Annotated in this window: 18 protein-coding genes; 16 read left to right on the top strand and 2 right to left on the bottom strand. The window is 60.2% G+C overall.

Features of this window, described 5'->3' with window-relative positions:
- Positions 1 to 181: 181 nt before the first annotated feature.
- The 5 genes from WHX55_RS23375 to WHX55_RS23355 all read left to right on the top strand — a co-directional run bounded on the left by WHX55_RS23375 (position 182) and on the right by WHX55_RS23355 (position 5,372).
- A complete protein-coding gene (locus WHX55_RS23375; RefSeq protein WP_353741405.1) occupies positions 182 to 1,174 on the top strand; it encodes a 2-dehydro-3-deoxygalactonokinase in 993 nt (330 codons plus the stop codon).
- Positions 1,175 to 1,193: 19 nt separating this feature from the next.
- Positions 1,194 to 1,814, top strand: a complete 621-nt coding sequence (locus WHX55_RS23370) for a 2-dehydro-3-deoxy-6-phosphogalactonate aldolase (protein WP_353741404.1) — start codon at positions 1,194 to 1,196, stop codon at positions 1,812 to 1,814.
- A gap of 48 nt (positions 1,815 to 1,862) precedes the next feature.
- Complete coding sequence (dgoD, locus tag WHX55_RS23365) at positions 1,863 to 3,011, top strand: galactonate dehydratase (RefSeq protein WP_008047041.1); 1,149 nt, start codon at positions 1,863 to 1,865, stop codon at positions 3,009 to 3,011.
- A 186-nt stretch (positions 3,012 to 3,197) separates the two neighbouring features.
- Positions 3,198 to 4,508 (top strand): MFS transporter, encoded by a 1,311-nt coding sequence (locus WHX55_RS23360; protein WP_150758270.1) that lies wholly within the window; start codon positions 3,198 to 3,200, stop codon positions 4,506 to 4,508.
- Positions 4,509 to 4,568: 60 nt separating this feature from the next.
- On the top strand, positions 4,569 to 5,372 hold the full coding sequence (locus WHX55_RS23355) for an IclR family transcriptional regulator (RefSeq protein ID WP_056727198.1): 804 nt from the start codon (positions 4,569 to 4,571) through the stop codon (positions 5,370 to 5,372).
- Here WHX55_RS23355 and WHX55_RS23350 read toward each other — a convergent pair.
- Positions 5,369 to 6,421 carry an NAD(P)-dependent alcohol dehydrogenase gene (locus tag WHX55_RS23350; RefSeq protein ID WP_150758269.1) on the bottom strand — a complete coding sequence of 351 codons (1,053 nt, stop codon included), beginning with the start codon at positions 6,419 to 6,421 and terminating at the stop codon, positions 5,369 to 5,371. The two genes, WHX55_RS23355 and WHX55_RS23350, sit on opposite strands and share 4 nt — an antisense overlap.
- 191 nt (positions 6,422 to 6,612) lie before the next feature.
- Between WHX55_RS23350 and WHX55_RS23345 the strand changes: the two genes are divergently transcribed.
- Positions 6,613 to 7,503 carry an AraC family transcriptional regulator gene (locus WHX55_RS23345; RefSeq protein ID WP_150726208.1) on the top strand — a complete coding sequence of 297 codons (891 nt, stop codon included), beginning with the start codon at positions 6,613 to 6,615 and terminating at the stop codon, positions 7,501 to 7,503.
- Between the two features lie 184 nt (positions 7,504 to 7,687).
- On the opposite strand, the gene WHX55_RS23340 is transcribed toward WHX55_RS23345, so the two are convergent.
- Positions 7,688 to 9,352: an electron transfer flavoprotein-ubiquinone oxidoreductase gene (locus WHX55_RS23340; protein WP_150758268.1), complete on the bottom strand. Its 1,665-nt coding sequence runs from the start codon at positions 9,350 to 9,352 to the stop codon at positions 7,688 to 7,690.
- Between the two features lie 548 nt (positions 9,353 to 9,900).
- On the opposite strand from WHX55_RS23340, the gene WHX55_RS23335 reads away from it, so the two are divergent.
- From WHX55_RS23335 to WHX55_RS23290, 10 genes are all read left to right on the top strand, one after another.
- Positions 9,901 to 10,650: an electron transfer flavoprotein subunit beta/FixA family protein gene (locus WHX55_RS23335; RefSeq protein ID WP_150726209.1), complete on the top strand. Its 750-nt coding sequence runs from the start codon at positions 9,901 to 9,903 to the stop codon at positions 10,648 to 10,650.
- A gap of 2 nt (positions 10,651 to 10,652) precedes the next feature.
- Positions 10,653 to 11,582 carry an FAD-binding protein gene (locus WHX55_RS23330; RefSeq protein WP_353741403.1) on the top strand — a complete coding sequence of 310 codons (930 nt, stop codon included), beginning with the start codon at positions 10,653 to 10,655 and terminating at the stop codon, positions 11,580 to 11,582.
- Between the two features lie 198 nt (positions 11,583 to 11,780).
- Positions 11,781 to 12,617, top strand: coding sequence for a transporter substrate-binding domain-containing protein (locus tag WHX55_RS23325; protein ID WP_353741402.1), 837 nt, complete (start codon positions 11,781 to 11,783; stop codon positions 12,615 to 12,617).
- A gap of 9 nt (positions 12,618 to 12,626) precedes the next feature.
- A complete protein-coding gene (locus tag WHX55_RS23320) occupies positions 12,627 to 12,983 on the top strand; it encodes a DUF4398 domain-containing protein (protein ID WP_150726212.1) in 357 nt (118 codons plus the stop codon).
- A complete protein-coding gene (locus WHX55_RS23315; RefSeq protein WP_150758265.1) occupies positions 12,980 to 13,792 on the top strand; it encodes an OmpA family protein in 813 nt (270 codons plus the stop codon). Before WHX55_RS23320 ends, WHX55_RS23315 begins: the two co-directional genes overlap by 4 nt.
- Positions 13,793 to 13,993: 201 nt before the next feature.
- Positions 13,994 to 15,433, top strand: a complete 1,440-nt coding sequence (locus tag WHX55_RS23310) for a PLP-dependent aminotransferase family protein (protein ID WP_150726214.1) — start codon at positions 13,994 to 13,996, stop codon at positions 15,431 to 15,433.
- A gap of 80 nt (positions 15,434 to 15,513) precedes the next feature.
- On the top strand, positions 15,514 to 15,993 hold the full coding sequence (locus WHX55_RS23305; protein ID WP_150758264.1) for a translation initiation factor 2: 480 nt from the start codon (positions 15,514 to 15,516) through the stop codon (positions 15,991 to 15,993).
- A 167-nt stretch (positions 15,994 to 16,160) separates the two neighbouring features.
- Positions 16,161 to 16,415: a YkgJ family cysteine cluster protein gene (locus tag WHX55_RS23300; protein ID WP_046037440.1), complete on the top strand. Its 255-nt coding sequence runs from the start codon at positions 16,161 to 16,163 to the stop codon at positions 16,413 to 16,415.
- A 96-nt stretch (positions 16,416 to 16,511) separates the two neighbouring features.
- On the top strand, positions 16,512 to 17,117 hold the full coding sequence (locus WHX55_RS23295) for an START domain-containing protein (RefSeq protein WP_150726216.1): 606 nt from the start codon (positions 16,512 to 16,514) through the stop codon (positions 17,115 to 17,117).
- 337 nt (positions 17,118 to 17,454) lie between these two features.
- On the top strand, positions 17,455 to 19,548 hold the full coding sequence (locus tag WHX55_RS23290; protein WP_353741401.1) for an LTA synthase family protein: 2,094 nt from the start codon (positions 17,455 to 17,457) through the stop codon (positions 19,546 to 19,548).
- The last annotated feature ends 56 nt before the right edge of the window (positions 19,549 to 19,604 follow it).

The raw sequence follows: 19,604 nt of genomic DNA, 5'->3' as shown, positions 1-19,604 counted from the left end.
AGATCGCAGCCTTCGGCAGCTCCTACGCAGGAATTCGCGTTTCCTGTAGGAGCTGCCGAAGGCTGCGATCTTTTTTTGTTTTGTCTCATAATGTGGGATTGATATTTATATATTGAGATTTCAAGGCGTCAGGGTTTATAGTCGCGCTCACTCACTGCCAAAAACCAAAACAGGTGAAGCGATGCAGGCGCAATTGATCGCGCTCGACTGGGGGACAACCTCATTACGTGCTTACAAGCTGGCTGAAGGCGGCCAAGTGCTCGAACAGCGTTCGCTGTCGTCGGGGATCATGCAGCTGCCGAAAGCGCCGCGAATCATTGGCGGCCGGGAATGCGCCAATGGTTTCGAACTGGCATTCGATGAGGCTTGCGGCGACTGGCTCGATGCCCAGCCGGATTTGCCGGTGATTGCCTGCGGCATGGTCGGCAGCGCCCAGGGCTGGTGCGAAGCGGCCTACCGCGATACGCCGGCGAACGTCGCCACGCTCGGTACTTCCTTGCAAACCGTGCGCAGCCTGCGCGGCGTCGATGTGCACATCGTGCCCGGCGTCATCGAGCGTTCGCCTTTGCCGAATGTGATGCGCGGTGAAGAAACCCAGGTGCTCGGTGTGCTGCAAAACCTGGCGAGCGAGGCGGGCGCTGATCTGCTGATCGGCCTGCCGGGCAGCCATTCGAAATGGGTGGAAGTGGCCGATGGCTGCATCATGCATTTCGATACTTTCATGACCGGCGAAGTCTTCGCTGTGCTCAGTCAACACAGCATTCTCGGACGCACCCAACAATGTGGCGGGTCTTTCGATGGCGATGCGTTTGATCGCGGCGTGAAGGTCGCGTTGTCGGCGGACGGTGAAATCGGTCCGCTGTCGACGATGTTCAGCGCCCGCAGTCTCGGGCTGACCGGTGAACTGAGCACTGCGGCGCAAGCGGATTATCTGTCAGGCCTGCTGATTGGCCATGAACTGTCGGCCCTGGCCAGCGTTCAGCGGCGCCGGCGCAACAGCGTGCATCTGCCTTCGATCATCCTCATCGGCAACACCCAACTCTGTGCCCGCTACAGCCGCGCGCTCGACGCCTGCGGTTTTGCCCGGGTGACCCTGGCCGAACAGGCCACCGAACGCGGATTGTGGCAACTGGCACTAGCTGCCGGCCTGGTCACGTGCACCGCATCCCGTTAAACCTGACTGGAGTCCTGACATGCTCAAACAAGCCCTGGCGCAAAACGGCCTGATCGCGATCCTGCGTGGCCTGCGCCCGCAGGAAGCGGCGGCCATCGGCGAAGTCCTGTACGCCGCCGGATTTCGCGTCATCGAAGTGCCGCTCAATTCCCCTGAGCCGTACGAAAGTATCCGCATCCTGCGCAGTACCTTGCCCGCCGATTGCCTGATCGGTGCCGGCACGGTGTTGACGCCGGAGCAGGTCGAGCAAGTGAAAGCCGCGGGTGGCCAGGTGATCGTCATGCCCCATAGCGATCCGAAGGTCTTGCGCGCGGCGAAAGCGGCGGGGCTGTACCTGTCGCCGGGTGTCGCCACGCCGACCGAAGCCTTCGCGGCACTGGCTGAAGGCGCGGATGTGCTGAAGCTGTTCCCGGCCGAGCAGATGAGCCCGGCAGTCGTCAAAGCCTGGCTCGCCGTATTGCCGGCCGGAACCCTTCTGGCGCCGGTCGGCGGGATCACGCCGGACAACATGCAGTCGTTCATCGACGCCGGCGTCAAAGGTTTCGGCCTCGGTTCCGGCCTGTTCAAACCGGGCATGACGCCTGCGCAAGTGGCGGCCAATGCCAAGGCCTACGTCGCTGCCTGGAAAGCCCTTCGCTAAGACTTCTTTGAGCGCCGAGCGCGCTGCATCTAATAAGAGAGCCAAAAGATGAAAATCACCAAACTGACCACCTTCATCGTTCCGCCGCGCTGGTGCTTCCTCAAGGTCGAAACCGACGAGGGCGTGACCGGTTGGGGTGAGCCCGTGGTCGAAGGCCGCGCCCACACCGTTGCCGCTGCCGTTGAAGAGTTGTCCGACTACCTGATCGGCAAGGACCCACGCAACATCGAAGACATCTGGACCGTGCTCTATCGCGGCGGCTTCTACCGTGGCGGCGCGATCCACATGAGCGCCCTGGCCGGTATCGACCAGGCCCTGTGGGACATCAAGGGCAAGGCGCTGGGCGTATCGGTCAGCGATCTGCTGGGTGGGCAGGTGCGGGACAAGATCCGCGTGTATTCGTGGATCGGCGGCGACCGTCCGGCGGACACCGCGCGGGCGGCGAAAGAAGCAGTCGAGCGTGGCTTCACCGCGGTGAAAATGAATGGCACCGAAGAGCTGCAATTCCTCGACACTTTCGACAAGGTCGACCAGGCCCTGGCCAACGTCGCTGCCGTGCGCGATGCCGTCGGCCCGAACGTCGGCATAGGCGTGGACTTCCATGGTCGGGTGCACAAGCCCATGGCCAAGGTGCTGATGAAGGAGCTTGATCCGTACAAGCTGATGTTCATCGAAGAACCGGTGCTCAGTGAAAACTACGAAGCGCTCAAAGAGCTGGCGCCGCTGACCAGTACGCCGATCGCCCTGGGCGAGCGGTTGTTCTCGCGCTGGGATTTCAAGCGCGTGCTCAGCGAAGGTTATGTCGACATCATCCAGCCGGATGCGTCCCACGCCGGCGGCATCACCGAAACCCGCAAGATCGCCAACATGGCCGAAGCCTACGACGTCGCGCTGGCGCTGCATTGCCCGCTGGGCCCGATTGCCCTGGCGGCCTGCCTGCAACTGGACGCCGCCTGCTACAACGCATTCATCCAGGAACAGAGCCTGGGCATCCATTACAACGAGAGCAACGACCTGCTCGACTACGTCAAAGACCCACGGGTATTCGACTACGACAAAGGCTTCGTGAAGATCCCGAACGGCCCGGGCCTGGGCATCGAGATCAACGAGGAATACGTGATCGAACGCGCCGCCATCGGCCACCGCTGGCGCAACCCGATCTGGCGCCATGCCGATGGCAGTTTTGCCGAGTGGTGAGTGCTTCCTGACTCACCACAAGCCCCTGTGGGAGCCAGCCTGCTGGCGATTTGGTCGGCACATCCAGCATTTATGGTGGCTGACACTCCGCTATCGCCAGCAGGCTGGCTCCCACAGTTTGATCTCCATGACTCCGGAGATCTGCATTTCACATCGACCTCAATAACCATAAGAAGAGGCACCCCCATGCAACCGCAAACCCTCACCGGGCAGGCGTCGTTGGTGACGCCCAGCCGCAAGCGTTTTTTCATCATGGTGCTGTTGTTCATCACCGTGGTGATCAACTACCTGGACCGCAGCAACCTGTCGATTGCCGCCCCGGCATTGACCAGTGACCTGGGCATCGACCCGATCCATGTCGGCCTGATCTTCTCCGCATTCGGCTGGACCTACGCCGCCATGCAGATCCCCGGCGGCTGGCTGGTGGACCGCGTGCCGCCACGGATTCTGTACAGCGTCGCCTTGCTGCTGTGGTCGGTGGCCACGGTGATGCTCGGCTTCGCCGGCAGCTTCATCGCGCTGTTCGTGTTGCGCATGGCAGTCGGTGCCTTGGAAGCACCGGCGTACCCGATCAACAGCCGCGTGGTCACCACCTGGTTTCCCGAGCGCGAGCGCGCCACGGCCATCGGTTTCTACACCTCCGGGCAGTTCGTCGGCCTGGCCTTCCTGACGCCGGTGCTGGCCTGGCTGCAGCACGAATTCGGCTGGCACATGGTGTTCGTCTCCACCGGCGCGGTGGGCATTGTGTGGGCGGTGATCTGGTACGCGGTGTATCGCGAGCCGCGGGATTTCAAAGGCGCCAATGACGCAGAGATTGATCTGATCCGCGAGGGCGGCGGGCTGGTGGATATCCAGGCCGAACAGGCCAAGGTCAAAGCCAAATTCAGCTGGACCGACCTGGGGATAGTCCTGACCAAGCGCAAACTCTGGGGCATCTACCTCGGGCAGTTCTGCCTCAACTCGACCCTGTGGTTCTTCCTCACCTGGTTTCCGACCTACTTGGTGAAATACCGCGGCATGGACTTCATCAAGTCCGGCCTGCTGGCGTCGCTGCCGTTTCTCGCGGCCTTTGTCGGCGTACTGTGTTCCGGTTTCTTCTCGGACTTTTTGATCCGTCGCGGCTATACGGTAGGTTTCGCCCGCAAGTTGCCGATCATCAGCGGACTGCTGATTTCCACCTCGATCATCGGCGCCAACTTCGTCGAGTCGACGCCGTTGGTGATTGCCTTTCTCGCGCTGGCATTCTTCGGCAATGGCCTGGCTTCGATTACCTGGTCGCTGGTGTCGACCTTGGCTCCGGCGCGCTTGCTCGGGCTGACCGGCGGGGTGTTCAACTTCATCGGCAACCTGTCGGCGATTGCCACGCCTATTGTGATCGGCTTTCTCGCAACGGGTGATTCCTTTGCCCCGGCGATCACCTACATCTCGGTGCTGGCGTTGATCGGTGCACTGTCCTACATCTTGCTGGTGGGCAAGGTCGAGCGTATCAAGTTGTAGTCGTGGCACGCGGGCGACCATAATGCCGCCCGTTCACTCGCTCAACGGTAAAGGCTGGATATGCAGGAAGACGCCCCAAAAATCGCCAAGGACGCCGCGCCGACCGGCACCCAGACCCTGCTTCGCGGTCTGGGTGTGGTTCATGCCGTGGCCAGCGGCGCCCGCGATCTCAAGGAAATCGCCCGGCTGATTGGCACCACGCGCAGCACCACCCATCGCCTGGCCAGTTGCCTGGTGGACGAGCGTTATCTGCGGGTGGTGCCGCAAGTGGGTTATCTGTTGGGGCCGAAGCTGATCGAACTGGGCTTTCAGGCCCGAGAAGAGTTGCCATTGGTGACCCTGGCCGGGCCGTATCTGGATGAGTTGTCGGCGTTGACCGGCGACACCATTCACCTGGCGATCCGTGAAGGCGACGAAGTGCTGTACCTGCACAAGAATCCGGGGCGCAATGGCCCGGAAATGCGTTCGCGGGTCGGCCATCGCATGCCGTTGGCGCGCACCGGGATCGGCAAGGCGCTGATGCTCGATGATTCGCCGCAGGAGTGGCAGCGCCTGTACGAAGTCAGCCTGCCGGTGGGTGGGAAAAACCAGTTCTGGCCGCAGCACCCGGAGCAATCCTGGGAGCAGTTCGAGCAGCGCATGGTCGAGTACGTGGCCGGCGGTTATGCCTTCGACCTGGAAGACAACGAACCGTCGATCCGCTGCGTGGCGGCGCCGATCCGCGATGCCAGCAAACGCATCGTCGCCGGTATCAGCATCGCCAGTACCGTGCCTTACATGCCGCTGGAAAAAATGGCCGAGCTGATTCCCCTGATCAAAGGGGTCACGGCCCGGCTGTCGGCGGAGCTGGGCCTTAAGGTTTAAACCTTGAGGGTCGCCATGTCGATGACGAAGCGGTACTTCACGTCACCGGCGATCATGCGGGCGTAAGCCTCGTTGATCTGGCGGATGTCGAGCATCTCGATGTCGCAGGTGATGTTGTGTTCGGCGCAGAAATCCAGCACTTCCTGGGTTTCGGCGATGCCGCCGATCAGCGAGCCGGCGAGCACGCGACGCCCCAACACCAGTTTGGCGGCATGCACCGGTGGCTCCACCGGTTCGATCAAGCCCACCAGGATATGCACGCCGTCGAAACGCAGCGTATCGAGGTAAGGGTTGAGGTCGTGCTGCACCGGAATGGTGTCGAGCAGGAAGTCGAAGCGACCGGCGGCGGCCTGCATCTGCGCGTCATCGGTGGACACGATCACATGGTCCGCACCCTGGCTGCGAGCCTCTTCCGCCTTGCTTGCAGAACGGGTGAACAGCGTTACTTCCGCGCCCATGGCCTTGGCGAACTTGATGCCCATGTGGCCCAGGCCGCCCATGCCGAGAATCCCGACCTTGTCACCGGCCTTCACGCCGTAGTGCTTGAGCGGTGAGTAGGTGGTGATGCCGGCGCACAGGATCGGCGCGGCGCTGGCCGGGTCGAGTGACTTGGGAATGCGCACCACGAAGTGCTCACTGACCACGATGCTGTCGGAGTAACCGCCCATGGTGTTGCTGCCATCGACCCGGTCCGGGGTGGCGTAAGTCAGGGTCGGGCCTTCGAGGCAGTATTGCTCCAGGTTGGCCTGGCAAGCTTCGCAGCTGCGGCACGAGTCAACCATGCAGCCGACACCGACCAGATCGCCGACTTTGTGTTGGGTGACATTTGCACCGACGACGGTCACCTTGCCTACGATTTCGTGGCCAGGCATCAGCGGGTAAACGGCAATGCCCCACTCGTTGCGGGCCTGATGGATGTCGGAATGGCAGACGCCGCAGTAGAGAATCTCGATGGCAACGTCGTCGGGCCCTGGGCTGCGGCGTTCGAATTTCACGGGGGCGAGGGGAGTGGTGGCCGACTGGGCGGCGTATCCGATGGCGGTGTACATGGTGAACCTCGCAAAAGCGCTGACGGGTGAGGTGGCGCATTCTGGGCGCCGAACCCTGTACCGGCCATGGCGATTCCTCCGGGTGTCATGCCTATTCCTCCGGCATGCGGGTGTGAGCCGTCGCATTGGCCAGCGGATCTGCGATGATGCTTTCGTCCCTTTTTCCGTGATTTTTTATGTGAAGTGCCCCGATGCTGTTGACCCGTCACCTTGATGCCAATGCCACCCTGGTTTCGCTGATCGAGCCGCTGTCCACTCGCGACGGGTTCGTCCCGACCGCGTTGCCGGGTGTGCAGGTTTTGCGGGCCAGTTGCGACGTGGCCCGAGGGCCGCAGATCTATGAGCCGAGCCTGGTGATCATCGCCCAGGGCAGCAAACTGGCGTACCTGGGGCCGCGCACCCTGGAATATGGCGCAGGGCACTACCTGATTCAGGCGCTGCCGGTGCCGTTCGAGTGTGAAACCTTTGCCGCGCCGGACGGGCCGATGCTTGGGGTGTCGGTTGCGATCGACCGGGTGATGCTGGGCGAGTTGGTGTTGGCGATGGGCCTGGCACCGGGGCGGCATATTCCGGCGCAAACGCCTGAGTCCATGACCTCGGCAGTGCTCGATGATGCGATGCGCGGTTGTGTCGAGCGACTGTTGCGTTGCCTGCACGATCCGCTGGAATGCCAGATCATGGGGCAAGCGCGTTTGCGCGAATTGCTGTTCGTCGCATTGCGCGGTCCACAAGCCGATGTGTTGCGGGCGCTGGTGGAGCAGCAGGGGCAGTTCGCCCGGATCGCGGCATCCCTCAGCCATCTGCATGCGCATTTTGCCGAACCGCTGAACGTCGAGACCCTGGCCAGTTGCGCGAACATGAGTGCGTCGACCTTTCACGAGCATTTCAAGCGCAGCACCTTGTTGTCGCCGGTGCAGTATCTGAAGCGATTGCGTCTGCTCAGGGCGCAGCAGTTGTTGGTGGGGGAGGGGCTGGGGGTGGCGCAGGTGGCGCATCGGGTGGGGTATCAGAGCACGTCGCAGTTCAGTCGCGAGTACAAGCGGTACTTTGAGCGTAATCCTGGCGACGAGCGCGCAGCCTGATCCCGTAAGGAAACCCTGTGGGAGCGAGCCTGCTCGCGAATGCGGTATGTTAGTCAACATCGATGTTGGATTTCAGGCCGTCTTCGCGAGCAGGCTCGCTCCCACAGTGGTCTTGTGGCGTGGGCTTGAATCGCACGCAACAAAAAGGCCCCCGTTTCGGGAGCCTTGATGTTCGCGGTTCGGCTTACATGTTCGGGTAAGTCGGGCCGCCAGCGCCTTCCGGTGCCACCCAGGTGATGTTCTGAGCAGGATCCTTGATGTCGCAGGTCTTGCAGTGAACACAGTTCTGGGCGTTGATCTGGAAGCGCTTCTCGCCGTCTTCCTTGGTGATCACTTCATACACGCCGGCCGGGCAGTAACGCTGTGCCGGCTCATCGTACAGCGGCAGGTTCTTGCTGATCGGGATGCTTGCATCGGCCAGCTTCAGGTGACACGGCTGTTCTTCTTCGTGGTTGGTACCAGAGATGAACACCGAGCTCAATTTGTCGAAGCTGATCTTGCCGTCCGGTTTCGGGTAGTCGATCTTCTTGCAGTCGGCCGCGAGCTTGAGGCAAGCGTAATCCGGTTTGGTGTCGTGCAGGGTGAACGGCAGTTTGCCGCCGAAGATGTTCTGGTCCAGCCAGTTGAAACCACCACCGACGATGGCGCCGAACTTGTGGATCGCCGGGCCGAAGTTGCGGCTGGCGAACAGTTCTTCGTAGAGCCAGCTGTTCTTGAACGCGTCGACGTAAGTGGTCAGCTCTTCGGTGCCATCCTTCTCGGCGAACAGCGCCTCGGCCACGGATTCAGCGGCGAGCATGCCGGACTTCATCGCAGTGTGGCTGCCTTTGATCTTGGCGAAGTTCAGGGTGCCGAGGTCGCAACCGATCAGCGCGCCGCCCTTGAACACCATTTTCGGCAGCGAGTTCAGGCCGCCCTTGCAGATGGCACGTGCGCCGTAGCTGATGCGCTTGCCGCCTTCCAGGTACTGAGCAAGCACCGGGTGATGCTTGAGGCGCTGGAACTCGTCGAACGGCGACAGGTAGGTGTTGCTGTAGGACAGGTCGACGATCAGGCCAACCACGACCTGGTTGTTTTCCAGGTGATAGAGGAACGAGCCACCGGTGTTCTCGGTGCCCATGATGTCCATCGGCCAACCGGCGGTGTGCACCACCAGGCCAGGCTGGTGCTTGGCCGGATCGACTTCCCAGATTTCTTTCAGGCCGATGCCGTAGTGCTGGGCATCAGCGTCAGTGTCCAGGTTGAAGCGCTTGATCAGCTGCTTGCCAATGTGGCCACGGCAACCTTCGGCGAACAGCGTGTACTTGCCACGCAGTTCCATGCCAGGGGTGTACAGGCCTTCCTTCGGGTTACCTTCGCGGTCGACGCCGAGGTCGCCGGTGATGATCCCGCGAACCACGCCGTTTTCGTCGATCAGCGCTTCCTGAGCGGCGAAGCCCGGGTAGATTTCCACGCCCAGGTTCTCGGCCTGCTGGGCCAGCCAGCGGCACAGGTTGCCCAGGGAAATGATGTAGTTGCCTTCGTTGTGCATGGTCTTGGGCACAAAGAAGTCTGGAATTTTCTGCGCGCTTTCAGCGTTCTTGAGCACGAAGATGTCGTCGCGGGTCACAGGCGTGTTCAGCGGCGCGCCGAGTTCTTTCCAGTTCGGGAACAGTTCGTTCAGGGCGCGTGGTTCGAACACGGCACCGGACAGGATGTGAGCACCGACTTCGGAGCCTTTTTCGACCACGCAGACGCTGATTTCCTTACCAGCTTCGGCGGCCTTCTGCTTCAAGCGGCAGGCGGCGGAAAGACCAGCGGGGCCGGCACCGACGATGACCACGTCGAATTCCATGTATTCGCGTTCCACAGGCTATCTCCTACTCAAGGCTCAACAGTTTTTTTTCTAATTTGGAAGTCGGGTGTCGCATCCATGAATCCCAGCACAGCGCCGGGAGCGGGCAATCGATTGACCACCTTTCTCTTTGGGTGGCGCATTATATCTACACCACTCTCAGCGTCCAATACAAACGTTTGTTTGAATTGGCTCAAAGCCAGAGAAATCAAAGTCACGCGCCTTATGAACGGCCATTTTGGCGTATTGACCGGAATAGGCGTTCCGGTCAAGATACGGGCGGTTTTGCGCTCGCCGTAGGCTGACTGTTGGTTTCAAGAGCACCTCTAAAGACAGGGCGATGGCAGTAGAGAGTGATGCGCTGCGCGGGTTTGATACGCAGTTTACACGCCGCGATGTTGAATGACTCGTCAGTCACCACTGACGAACGGTCATCCAGATCATGAGCGATGGTCACTTGACACTTTTGCCGGCGTTTTTGGAGGTGCCCTTGCGCCCGATGAGCATCAACCGCCAGGTTCGCCTAGGCGACTTTCTTTTCACCGGACTGTAACGAGGAATCCATGAAGGTTCTTGTAGCTGTCAAACGCGTTGTGGATTACAACGTCAAGGTTCGCGTCAAGGCGGACAATTCCGGCGTCGATCTTGCCAACGTCAAGATGTCGATGAACCCGTTCTGCGAAATCGCCGTGGAAGAAGCCGTACGCCTGAAAGAGAAGGGTGTTGCGACTGAAATCGTCGTCGTCTCCGTAGGCCCGTCCACCGCTCAAGAGCAACTGCGCACCGCGCTGGCTCTGGGTGCCGACCGCGCCATCCTCGTCGAGTCCGCCGAAGACCTGACTTCCCTGGCTGTTGCCAAACTGTTGAAAGCTGTTGTCGACAAGGAACAGCCTCAGCTGGTGATCCTTGGCAAACAGGCCATCGACAGCGACAACAACCAGACTGGCCAGATGCTCGCTGCATTGAGCGGTTACGGTCAGGGCACGTTCGCGTCCAAAGTCGAAATCAACGGCGACAGCGTTGCTGTCACCCGTGAAGTCGACGGCGGCGCGCAGACGGTTTCCCTGAAACTGCCGGCTATCGTCACCACCGACCTGCGTTTGAACGAGCCGCGCTACGCGTCTCTGCCAAACATCATGAAAGCCAAGAAGAAGCCTCTCGAAGTGCTGACTCCGGACGCTTTGGGCGTTTCCACCGCCTCCACCAACAAGACCCTGAAAGTCGAAGCGCCGGCTGCACGCAGCGCGGGTATCAAGGTCAAGTCGGTGGCTGAACTGGTCGAGAAACTGAAAAACGAAGCGAAGGTAATCTAATCATGACTATCTTGGTAATCGCTGAACACGACGGCAAAGCAGTGGCCCCGGCCACGCTGAACACCGTGGCCGCTGCTGTCAAAATCGGCGGCGACATCCATGTTCTGGTCGCTGGCCAGGGCGTTGGTGCCGTGGCTGAAGCCGCTGCGAAAATCGCTGGCGTGAGCAAAGTATTGGTAGCTGACAACGCTGCCTATGCGCACCAACTGCCAGAAAACGTCGCTCCTCTGGTTGCAGAGTTGGGCAAGGGCTACAGCCACATCCTGGCTGCCGCCACTTCCAACGGCAAAAACATCCTGCCGCGCGTTGCCGCTGCACTGGACGTTGACCAGATCTCCGAGATCATCTCGGTAGAAAGCGCTGACACCTTCAAGCGTCCGATCTATGCCGGTAACGCCATCGCTACCGTTCAGTCGAACGCTGCAGTGAAAGTGATCACCGTGCGTGCCACCGGTTTCGACCCGGTTGCAGCTGAAGGTGGTTCCGCTGTCGTTGAAGCCGTTGCTGCTGCCCACGACGCTGGCATCTCCAGCTTCGTTGGCGAAGAGCTGGCCAAATCCGATCGTCCGGAACTGACCGCTGCCAAGATCGTCGTTTCCGGCGGCCGCGGCATGCAGAACGGCGACAACTTCAAACACCTGTACGCCCTGGCCGACAAGCTGGGCGCTGCCGTCGGAGCATCGCGCGCCGCGGTCGACGCAGGTTTTGTTCCGAACGACATGCAGGTCGGTCAGACCGGCAAGATCGTTGCTCCACAGCTATACATCGCCGTCGGTATCTCCGGCGCGATCCAGCACCTGGCCGGCATGAAAGACTCCAAAGTGATCGTTGCGATCAACAAGGACGAAGAAGCGCCGATCTTCCAGGTGGCCGATTACGGCCTGGTGGCGGACTTGTTCGAAGCCATCCCTGAGTTCGAGAAGCTGGTCTAATCCGGCTGCTTCACTTATAAAGAGCCCGGCCTTTTGGTCGGGCTTTTTTTTGTCCTTTTTCTCCTGTAGGAGCGAGCCTGCTCGCGATGGACGTTAACGATGACGCGGGAATCCTGGATAGACGCGGTGCATTTGAGACCATCGCGAGCAGGCTCGCTCCTACAGAGATATAAACGGACTCAACGGGAGTGTATTGCCATGGATCTGCGCTGTGCGTGGAGCTTACTGGGATTGGCGTTATTGCCGACGCTGTCTGTCGCCGCAGGCAAATGCGAGCGCCTGGTGGTCACCGGCAGCCCGGACGCGCCACCGTACCTGTGGCAAGACCCGCAGAACCCCAAGCACCTGATCGGTGCCAGCGCCGATTTGCTGCAGCAAGTGGCGGGGGAGTTGGGGCTCAAGGTCGAACTGCTTTATGCCGGCAAACGCGCCCAGGCCCTGGACGAAGTGCGCAGCGGGCGCATGGACATGCTGGCGGACGCGACGTTGACCGTCAGCGAACTGGAAACCCTGGACTACATCCATCCACCCTTGCTGGAAAACGACTATCTGGTCTGGACTCGCAAGGACTCGACGCTGGTCTACAACGAAGCGCAGGACCTGCACGGCCATCCCGGTGCCGTGTCGGAAAAGGCCCGATTGACCGCGCAATTCAGCACGTTTGCCGGACAGCAGCTAACCCTCACGCGCACGTCCAACCTGACCCAGGCCTTTCAGAAACTGCTGTTGGGCGAGGTCGAGTTTGTACTGGCAGGACGTTACTCGGGCATGGCGACTGCTCAGACACTGGGCATGGCCGCTGATCTGATCGCGCGCTCGCAACCGATCGACAAGCCTGGCCTGTACCTGGCGATTTCCCATGACTCGGCCTGCAACGATCCGTGGTTGCGCGGACAGTTGGCCAAAAAGATGACAGAATTGCCCGCGTCCGGACTGACGGAAGCCGTGCTGATGCGCAATATCGAGCGCTGGAAGGCACAACGCTCACAACCGCTGCAACCCTCGCAACAACCCGTCAGTACCCCAAAACAGTAGGGATATTTAGTGAGTATTCGACCTCTTTTCGCTGCCGTGGCCTTTGCCGCCCTGGCGGGTTGTGCAACCGATCCTGCGCCGAATGAACAGATTCGCCTGACCGAACAGGCACTCGAACAGGCCAAGGCCGTGGGCGCCACCGCCGACGATGTGCCGGAAATGAAACTGGCCGAAGACAAGTTCAACCGCGCCAAGGGCAACATGACCGATCAATCCTTCAAAAACGCCCGCATGCGGGCCGAACAGGCCGAACTTGATGCGCGTCTGGCTGAAGCCAAGGTGTTGACGGCCAAGAGCGAGGAGCAGTTGAACGTGCTCAACACCCGCATCGCCCGCCTGCGCAAGCAACTGGGAGATGCCGAATGAGCCTCAAGAGCAAAGCCCTCGGCGGTTTGATCCTGGCCGGCTGCGCGAGCCTCTTTGGCTGCGTCAGCCAGCACAGCGAGACTGCATTGCAGCAAGCCGGTGCCGACTTTCAGAAGGTCAAGGAAGACTCCAATGTGCTGCGAATCGCCCCCAAGGACGTGATTCGCGCCGGTGAATCCCTGGCCCGTGCCGATCGCCTGTCCAGCTATTGGGGCAGCGGTTCGGACGTGGTGCATTACGCCTACCTGAGCCAGCGCTATAGCGCCATTGCCCGGGAACACACCAATCAGGTGCTCAACGAAGAGCAGGCGGCGAAGCTCGAACTGGAACGGCAGCGTCTGCAACTGGCACTGCGTGAATCCAAACTGTTCAGCGTGCAGCAGCAAGGCAAATGGCTCGAGGAGCAGATCCTGGCATTGACCACCAGCCAGACCGACCGTGGTCTGGTGATGACCTTGGGCGACATGTTGTTCGACACGGGCGAAGCGGAATTGAAGCCGTCGGCCAACCGTGTGGTGTTGAAGATCGTGCAGTTCCTGCAACTCAACCCCAAGCGTGTGGTACGGATCGAGGGTTATACGGACAGTACCGGGGGCAAGCAGGAAAACCTCAAGCTGTCCCGCGACCGCGCACAATCGGTGGCTGACGTGCTGATGGACCTGGGGATCGACGACAAGCGCATCCAGGTCGAGGGTTATGGCGACGAGTACCCGGTGGACGCGAATGCGTCGGAACGGGGCCGGGCGCAGAATCGTCGGGTGGAAATTGTGTTTTCCGACGAAAAGGGCCAGCTCGGCGCTGCCCGCTAAGGGTTGCGTCGCTGGAAAGCCCGGCCTGCCATGCAGCGCCGGGTTTTTTTACGCCTGCCGATTACCGCACAAAACAGTACAGATTTTGCTGACACTGCACTGTACGGTCGACTATTGTGGCAACTGTCCCCGTACACTTCTAAACTGTTCCGGTATTGTTTCACACAAGAATAAAATGCCCGTGAAATCGAGTGCTGCGTCATGACCAACCTTTTGCTCTATCAACGTATTGCTCAACAACTGGCCGAAGACATCCGCCGTGGGGTCTATCAGCCGGGAGAGCGCGTGCCTTCGGTACGCAAGATGAGCTCGCAGCTCAATGTCAGCCATGCGACGGTGTTGCAGGCGTATGCCAATCTCGAGGATCAGGGGCTGATCCGCGCCCGGCCGCAGTCGGGTTACTACGTGCACCAGACGCCGGCACTCACCGCGCCGACGCCGGACATCGCCCGGGTCGAACGCCCCGGTCTGGTCACCCGCAGCAGCATCATTCAGCAAGTCCTGGTCGAATCCCGTCGTGAAGGTGTGTTCCCGCTGGGCGCTGCGGTGCCGAGTGTCGACTATTTGCCGGTGCGGGCACTGCATCAGCAATTGGCCAAGGTCACCCGTTTCCATAGCCCGCGGGCCTTCAGCTACATGTTCAGCCCCGGTTTCGAGCCGTTGCGCCGACAGGTGGCGATCCGCATGCGCGATGCCGGCGTGGTGGTCGATCCGTCGGAAGTGGTGATCACCCACGGTTGCGTCGATGCGCTGCAGATGTCCTTGCGTGTGCTGACCCGTCCGGGCGATCTGATCGCGGCCGAATCGCCGACCTATTACGGTTTGCTGCAACTGGCCGATCTGTTGGGCCTCAAGGTCATCGAGATCCCCAGCGATCCCGCCACGGGCATGAGCCTGGAAGCCCTGCAGCTGGCGGCCAACCAATGGTCGATCAAGGCGTTGGTGCTGACCACCCGTCTGAGCAATCCATTGGGCGGTACCATGCCGGAGGAGCGGCAGAAACAATTGCTGCGCCTGGCGTCGGACTTCGATATCCAGGTTGTCGAAGACGATATCTACGGTGAGCTGATGTTCGAGCAGGGGCGCACCAAGTCCCTAAAGGCCTACGATCGGCTGGATCGGGTGATCTATTGCTCGAGCTTCTCTAAAACCCTGTCGCCTGGCGTGCGGATCGGCTGGATGATTGCCGGCAAGTATCAGCAGGAAATCCAGCGCTTGCAGACCTTCAGTACGCATTCCGCGTGCAGCGTGACCCAAATGGGCATTGCCGCTTACCTGGAAAATGGCGGGTACGACCGGCATTTGCGCTTCATCCGTCAGGAATACCGGAAAAACCTCAGTGCCTTCCAGCTGGCCGTGCAGCAGTATTTCCCGGAAGGCACGCAGATGACCCGGCCTACCGGCGGCTTCATTCTGTGGGTCAGTCTGCCGGGGCGGGTCAACACGCAAGAGTTGCATGTGCGGGCATTGCAGCAGGGCATCAGTATTGCGCCGGGACTGATCTTCAGTAACACCGAGCAATTCAATCACTGCATCCGGCTCAACTGCGGCATCCCGTGGAACCGTGAAGCCGAGCGCGCTTTGATGACCCTGGGCATGCTGGCCACCCAACTCTGCCAGGAGATGGCTAGCGGTTTGTAACTGGCTGCTGCTGCGCTTGTCATGTGGGCCGCAACAGGCGAGCATATGCATCTCTGCCGTTTGCACCCACCGTGGGATACATGAAACCGACTTTTCCTGCCGCCTGGCTTTTGCTCTGCCTGTTTGCGAGTATTCAGCCGGCATCCGTCATGGCGGCTACCGAGCAGGATCAGACTACCGGCAGTTTCCAAGTCGCACCGATAGAAACCGCACCTGCGAAAAAAGCCTCGGCGGCCAGTAAGCAGGCTGCGCCCGTGAAAAAGCGTGCGCCCATTGCCGCCAAATCGAAACCGGCCAGCGAAGTGGCAAAGACTGAGCTTCCATCTGCCAATCTGGACTTGAGTTTGCCCCGGGACATGGTTCAGGAGCTGAAGCCTGTCGGAACGGTGCCGTTGACCAGGCGCGAACCGTTGTTACCCCAGATGTTCGGTGACAAAAGCGGCAGCAGTCCGTTCCAGCTCAACGGCCGCCTGCTCAGCAATGAAATGCAGCTGCAACTGCGAAATGAAGAGCGCCACGAGGTCGAAGGCGCGGCACTGGATTTCGAGTTCAAGCAGTAATCTCATCCCGATCCGCGAGCCGCAGACCAGACGCTTTGTCGGAGACTGGTCGGTCATGCTCGGTTGAGCTGAAAAACCCGCTCGCAGGTAATTTAAAACAACTGTTTTAGCGGGTACTCTGTGCCCCCGTCCTTTAACACACTGCTCGTCGCGAGGAGCTTGTCGTCATGAAATGCCGTGAGGGCTGTGGCGCTTGTTGCATTGCCCCTTCCATCAGTTCACCGATTCCCGGTATGCCCAACGGCAAGGCCGCGGGGCAGCGTTGCCTGCAACTTTCCTCCGATAACCTGTGCAGTATTTTCGGCCAGCCAGAACGGCCGGCGGTGTGTTCTGCCTTCGAGGCCGACCCCGAGGTGTGCGGAAGCAGTAGCGAAGAAGCCATCCGGTTGATTGGCTGGTGGGAGCAAATGACGGCGGCGTGATGTGTGGGCTTGCACCTCCGATCACCTCCGAAAAACCTGAAGGTGATCGGAGGTGCAAGCCCAACGAATGGAACTTCAACAATAAGGAATAAGACAATGGGTTCGCTGCATCGTATGGCTGTGCTGTGTGGTTTGACGGTTGCGCTGGTTACCTCGACGGCCCAGGCCGAAGACTGGAAAGTCAAAAAAAACGAAGACGGCATCAAGATCTCCCTGAGTGAAGTGGCCGGCTCCGACTACAAGGCCTACCAGGGCGTCACGCTGATGAAAACCACCATGGCCAAGCTGCGTGCGTTGCAGGAAGACGTGCCCGGAGCCTGCGCCTGGATTCACGAATGCAAAACCCAGAAGCTGCTCAAGCACGAAGGTGACCAGAGCTGGACCTACACTCAGTTCAACACCCCGTGGCCGGTTACTCCCCGGGATTCGGTGTTGCACATCACCACCATCGAAGGGGCTGATGGCAGCCTGACCCGCAAGCTCGAAGGCGTACCGAAATACGTTCCTGAAGAAAAAGGCTTCGTCCGGGTCGCCAAGGTCGACGGTTTCTGGAAGTTCGTACCCAAGGGCGACCAGATCGAAGTGACCTATCAGGTGCACACCGAACCGGGCGGCAGCGTGCCGTCGCTGGTGGCCAACAAGTTCGTGGTGGATGCCCCGTTCAATACCTTGAAAGCCCTCAAGGAACGCGCCGAGAAGTAACTGTGTCGTTCTTTTGAGGTGACTTCGTAACGCCCCGATTCGATCGGGGCGTTTGCGTTTTTGACCGGTGCGCAGGCTTTAATTTGTTTCCGGATATGCGTTGCACAAAATTTTCACCCACTCTCCAAGACAATTCGCCGGCTCTCCCGTAACGCGCTGCGTATTGCTGAATGCAGGATGAAACAGTCGGGATGAGGGTAGTTATCAATGGCAATGCTGCCGTTGATCGTGCAACATTTGCGCACCGCGCAAACCCCCGGGCCTTGTATGGGCCGAAAAGAGGGCAAGGCGCAGCTGTATTTTTGAAACTTCAACTTCCAATGGGTCCTAAAACGACATGGCAATCCCGGACGCCCTGAATCAGCAGCGAGCTTCTAGTCGCCTGCTGCAACCGACCGTCAAATCGCATCTGGCCTACACGCTGTTGTGTGCCCTGGTCATGATGGTCATGTTCAGCCTGCTGCGCGTCGCGCTGCTGGCTTACAACAGCTCGATGATCCTCGACACACCGGCTTCGACCTTCCTTGAGGCATTCGCCAACGGTCTGCGTTTCGACCTGCGCCTGGTGGTCTATCTCAGTATTCCGTTGCTGCTGGCCTTGTTCAGCGCCCGGGCCATGGCCGCACGCGGGCTGTTCCGTCTCTGGCTGACGATCGTCTCCAGCATTGCGCTGTTCCTGGGCCTGATGGAGATGGACTTCTATCGTGAGTTCCACCAGCGCCTCAACGGCCTGGTCTTCCAGTACGTCAAGGAAGACCCGAAAACCGTGGCCAGCATGCTCTGGTATGGTTTTCCGGTGGTCCGCTATCTGCTGGCGTGGGCCGTGGGTACCGTGATCCTGAGCATGGCATTCAAGGGCGCCGACCGTGCGACCCGCCCTCGTGGCCCGTTCAGTGGCGGCAGCATCGGCACACGCAAGGTAGCGCCGTGGTATGCACGCATTGGCGTGTTCGTGGTTTGCCTGCTGATCTGCGTTGTCGCGGCCCGTGGCACCTTGCGTCAAGGCCCGCCGATGCGCTGGGGTGATGTCTACACCACAGACTCCAACTTCGCCAACCAGCTGGGTCTCAACGGTACGCTTTCTCTGGTCGCCGCCGCCAAGAGCCGGATGTCCGAAGATCGCGACAATATCTGGAAAGCCACGCTGCCACAGCCACAAGCCCAACAAGTCGTGCGCGACATGCTGGTGATGGCGGATGACAAACTGGTGGATGGCGAGACCGCAGCGGTACGTCGCGATTACACCCCGCCAGCCGACAAGACCCTGCCGATCAAGAACGTCGTCGTGATCCTGATGGAAAGCATGGCCGGTCACTCGGTGGGTGCGCTGGGTGGGCCGGGCAACATCACGCCGTACCTCGACAAACTGTCGAAGGAAGGCTTGCTGTTCGACCGCTTCTTCTCCAACGGCACCCATACCCACCAGGGCATGTTCGCCACCATGGCCTGCTTCCCGAACCTGCCGGGCTTCGAATACCTGATGCAGACCCCGGAAGGCAGCCACAAGCTGTCCGGTCTGCCGCAGTTGCTCAGCGCCCGTGACTTCGACGATGTGTATGTCTACAACGGCGATTTCGCCTGGGACAACCAGTCGGGTTTCTTCAGCAACCAGGGCATGACCAACTTCATCGGCCGTAACGATTTCGTGAATCCGGTGTTCTCTGATCCGACCTGGGGCGTGTCCGACCAGGACATGTTCGACCGTGGCCTGGTCGAGCTCAAGGCACGAGAAAACGGCAAGCCGTTCTATGCCTTGCTGCAAACCCTGTCCAACCACACGCCATACGCCTTGCCGACACCATTGCCGGTCGAGCGCGTGACCGATCGTGGCAACCTGAACGAACACCTGACCGCCATGCGTTACTCGGACTGGGCACTGGGCCAGTTCTTTGAAAAGGCCCGCAAGGAGCCGTACTTCAAGGAAACCCTGTTTGTCATCGTTGGTGACCACGGTTTTGGTAACGAACAGCAAATCACCGAAATGGACCTGGGCCGCTTCAACGTGCCGATGCTGATGATCGCGCCGGGCATCCAGGAAAAATTCGGCCAGCGTGACCACACCGTGGGCACTCAGATCGACATCGTACCGACCATCATGGGCCGCATCGGTGGCGAAGTGCGTCATCAGTGCTGGGGGCGCGACCTGCTCAACCTGCCGGAAGGCGACATGGGTATTGGGGTGATCAAGCCATCGGGCAGCGAGCAGACCACGGCCATCCTCACCGCAGACCAGATTCTGGTCCTGCCGAAGGACAAGGACATGGCGCCGAAGCTGTATCAGTATGAATTGGGTGCCAAGCCTCGCGCCGAAGTCATTGCTGATGCGCCGCGTATCGCCGAGTTGAAACTCAAGCTCGAAGCGTTCCTGCAAACAGCGACCAAGAGCCTGCTGGACAACACCGCTGGTGTTGTTGACGGCACGCCGGACTAAGTTGTGACGCAATAGAAAAGAGGCCCTTCAAGGGCCTCTTTTTTTGCCTGGCGGTT

Origin of the sequence: Pseudomonas fluorescens (assembly GCF_040448305.1) — a bacterium.
Lineage (GTDB): Bacteria > Pseudomonadota > Gammaproteobacteria > Pseudomonadales > Pseudomonadaceae > Aquipseudomonas > Aquipseudomonas fluorescens_BH.
This window is presented reverse-complemented; position numbering and strand designations above follow the sequence as displayed.

Coding starts and splice junctions, on each gene's coding strand:
- WHX55_RS23375 (WP_353741405.1), top strand. CDS start 182: ATGCAGGCGCAATTGATCGCGCTCGACTGGGGGACAACCTCATTACGT.
- WHX55_RS23370 (WP_353741404.1), top strand. CDS start 1,194: ATGCTCAAACAAGCCCTGGCGCAAAACGGCCTGATCGCGATCCTGCGT.
- dgoD (WP_008047041.1), top strand. CDS start 1,863: ATGAAAATCACCAAACTGACCACCTTCATCGTTCCGCCGCGCTGGTGC.
- WHX55_RS23360 (WP_150758270.1), top strand. CDS start 3,198: ATGCAACCGCAAACCCTCACCGGGCAGGCGTCGTTGGTGACGCCCAGC.
- WHX55_RS23355 (WP_056727198.1), top strand. CDS start 4,569: ATGCAGGAAGACGCCCCAAAAATCGCCAAGGACGCCGCGCCGACCGGC.
- WHX55_RS23350 (WP_150758269.1), bottom strand. CDS start 6,421: ATGTACACCGCCATCGGATACGCCGCCCAGTCGGCCACCACTCCCCTC.
- WHX55_RS23345 (WP_150726208.1), top strand. CDS start 6,613: ATGCTGTTGACCCGTCACCTTGATGCCAATGCCACCCTGGTTTCGCTG.
- WHX55_RS23335 (WP_150726209.1), top strand. CDS start 9,901: ATGAAGGTTCTTGTAGCTGTCAAACGCGTTGTGGATTACAACGTCAAG.
- WHX55_RS23330 (WP_353741403.1), top strand. CDS start 10,653: ATGACTATCTTGGTAATCGCTGAACACGACGGCAAAGCAGTGGCCCCG.
- WHX55_RS23325 (WP_353741402.1), top strand. CDS start 11,781: ATGGATCTGCGCTGTGCGTGGAGCTTACTGGGATTGGCGTTATTGCCG.
- WHX55_RS23315 (WP_150758265.1), top strand. CDS start 12,980: ATGAGCCTCAAGAGCAAAGCCCTCGGCGGTTTGATCCTGGCCGGCTGC.
- WHX55_RS23310 (WP_150726214.1), top strand. CDS start 13,994: ATGACCAACCTTTTGCTCTATCAACGTATTGCTCAACAACTGGCCGAA.
- WHX55_RS23305 (WP_150758264.1), top strand. CDS start 15,514: ATGAAACCGACTTTTCCTGCCGCCTGGCTTTTGCTCTGCCTGTTTGCG.
- WHX55_RS23300 (WP_046037440.1), top strand. CDS start 16,161: ATGAAATGCCGTGAGGGCTGTGGCGCTTGTTGCATTGCCCCTTCCATC.
- WHX55_RS23295 (WP_150726216.1), top strand. CDS start 16,512: ATGGGTTCGCTGCATCGTATGGCTGTGCTGTGTGGTTTGACGGTTGCG.
- WHX55_RS23290 (WP_353741401.1), top strand. CDS start 17,455: ATGGCAATCCCGGACGCCCTGAATCAGCAGCGAGCTTCTAGTCGCCTG.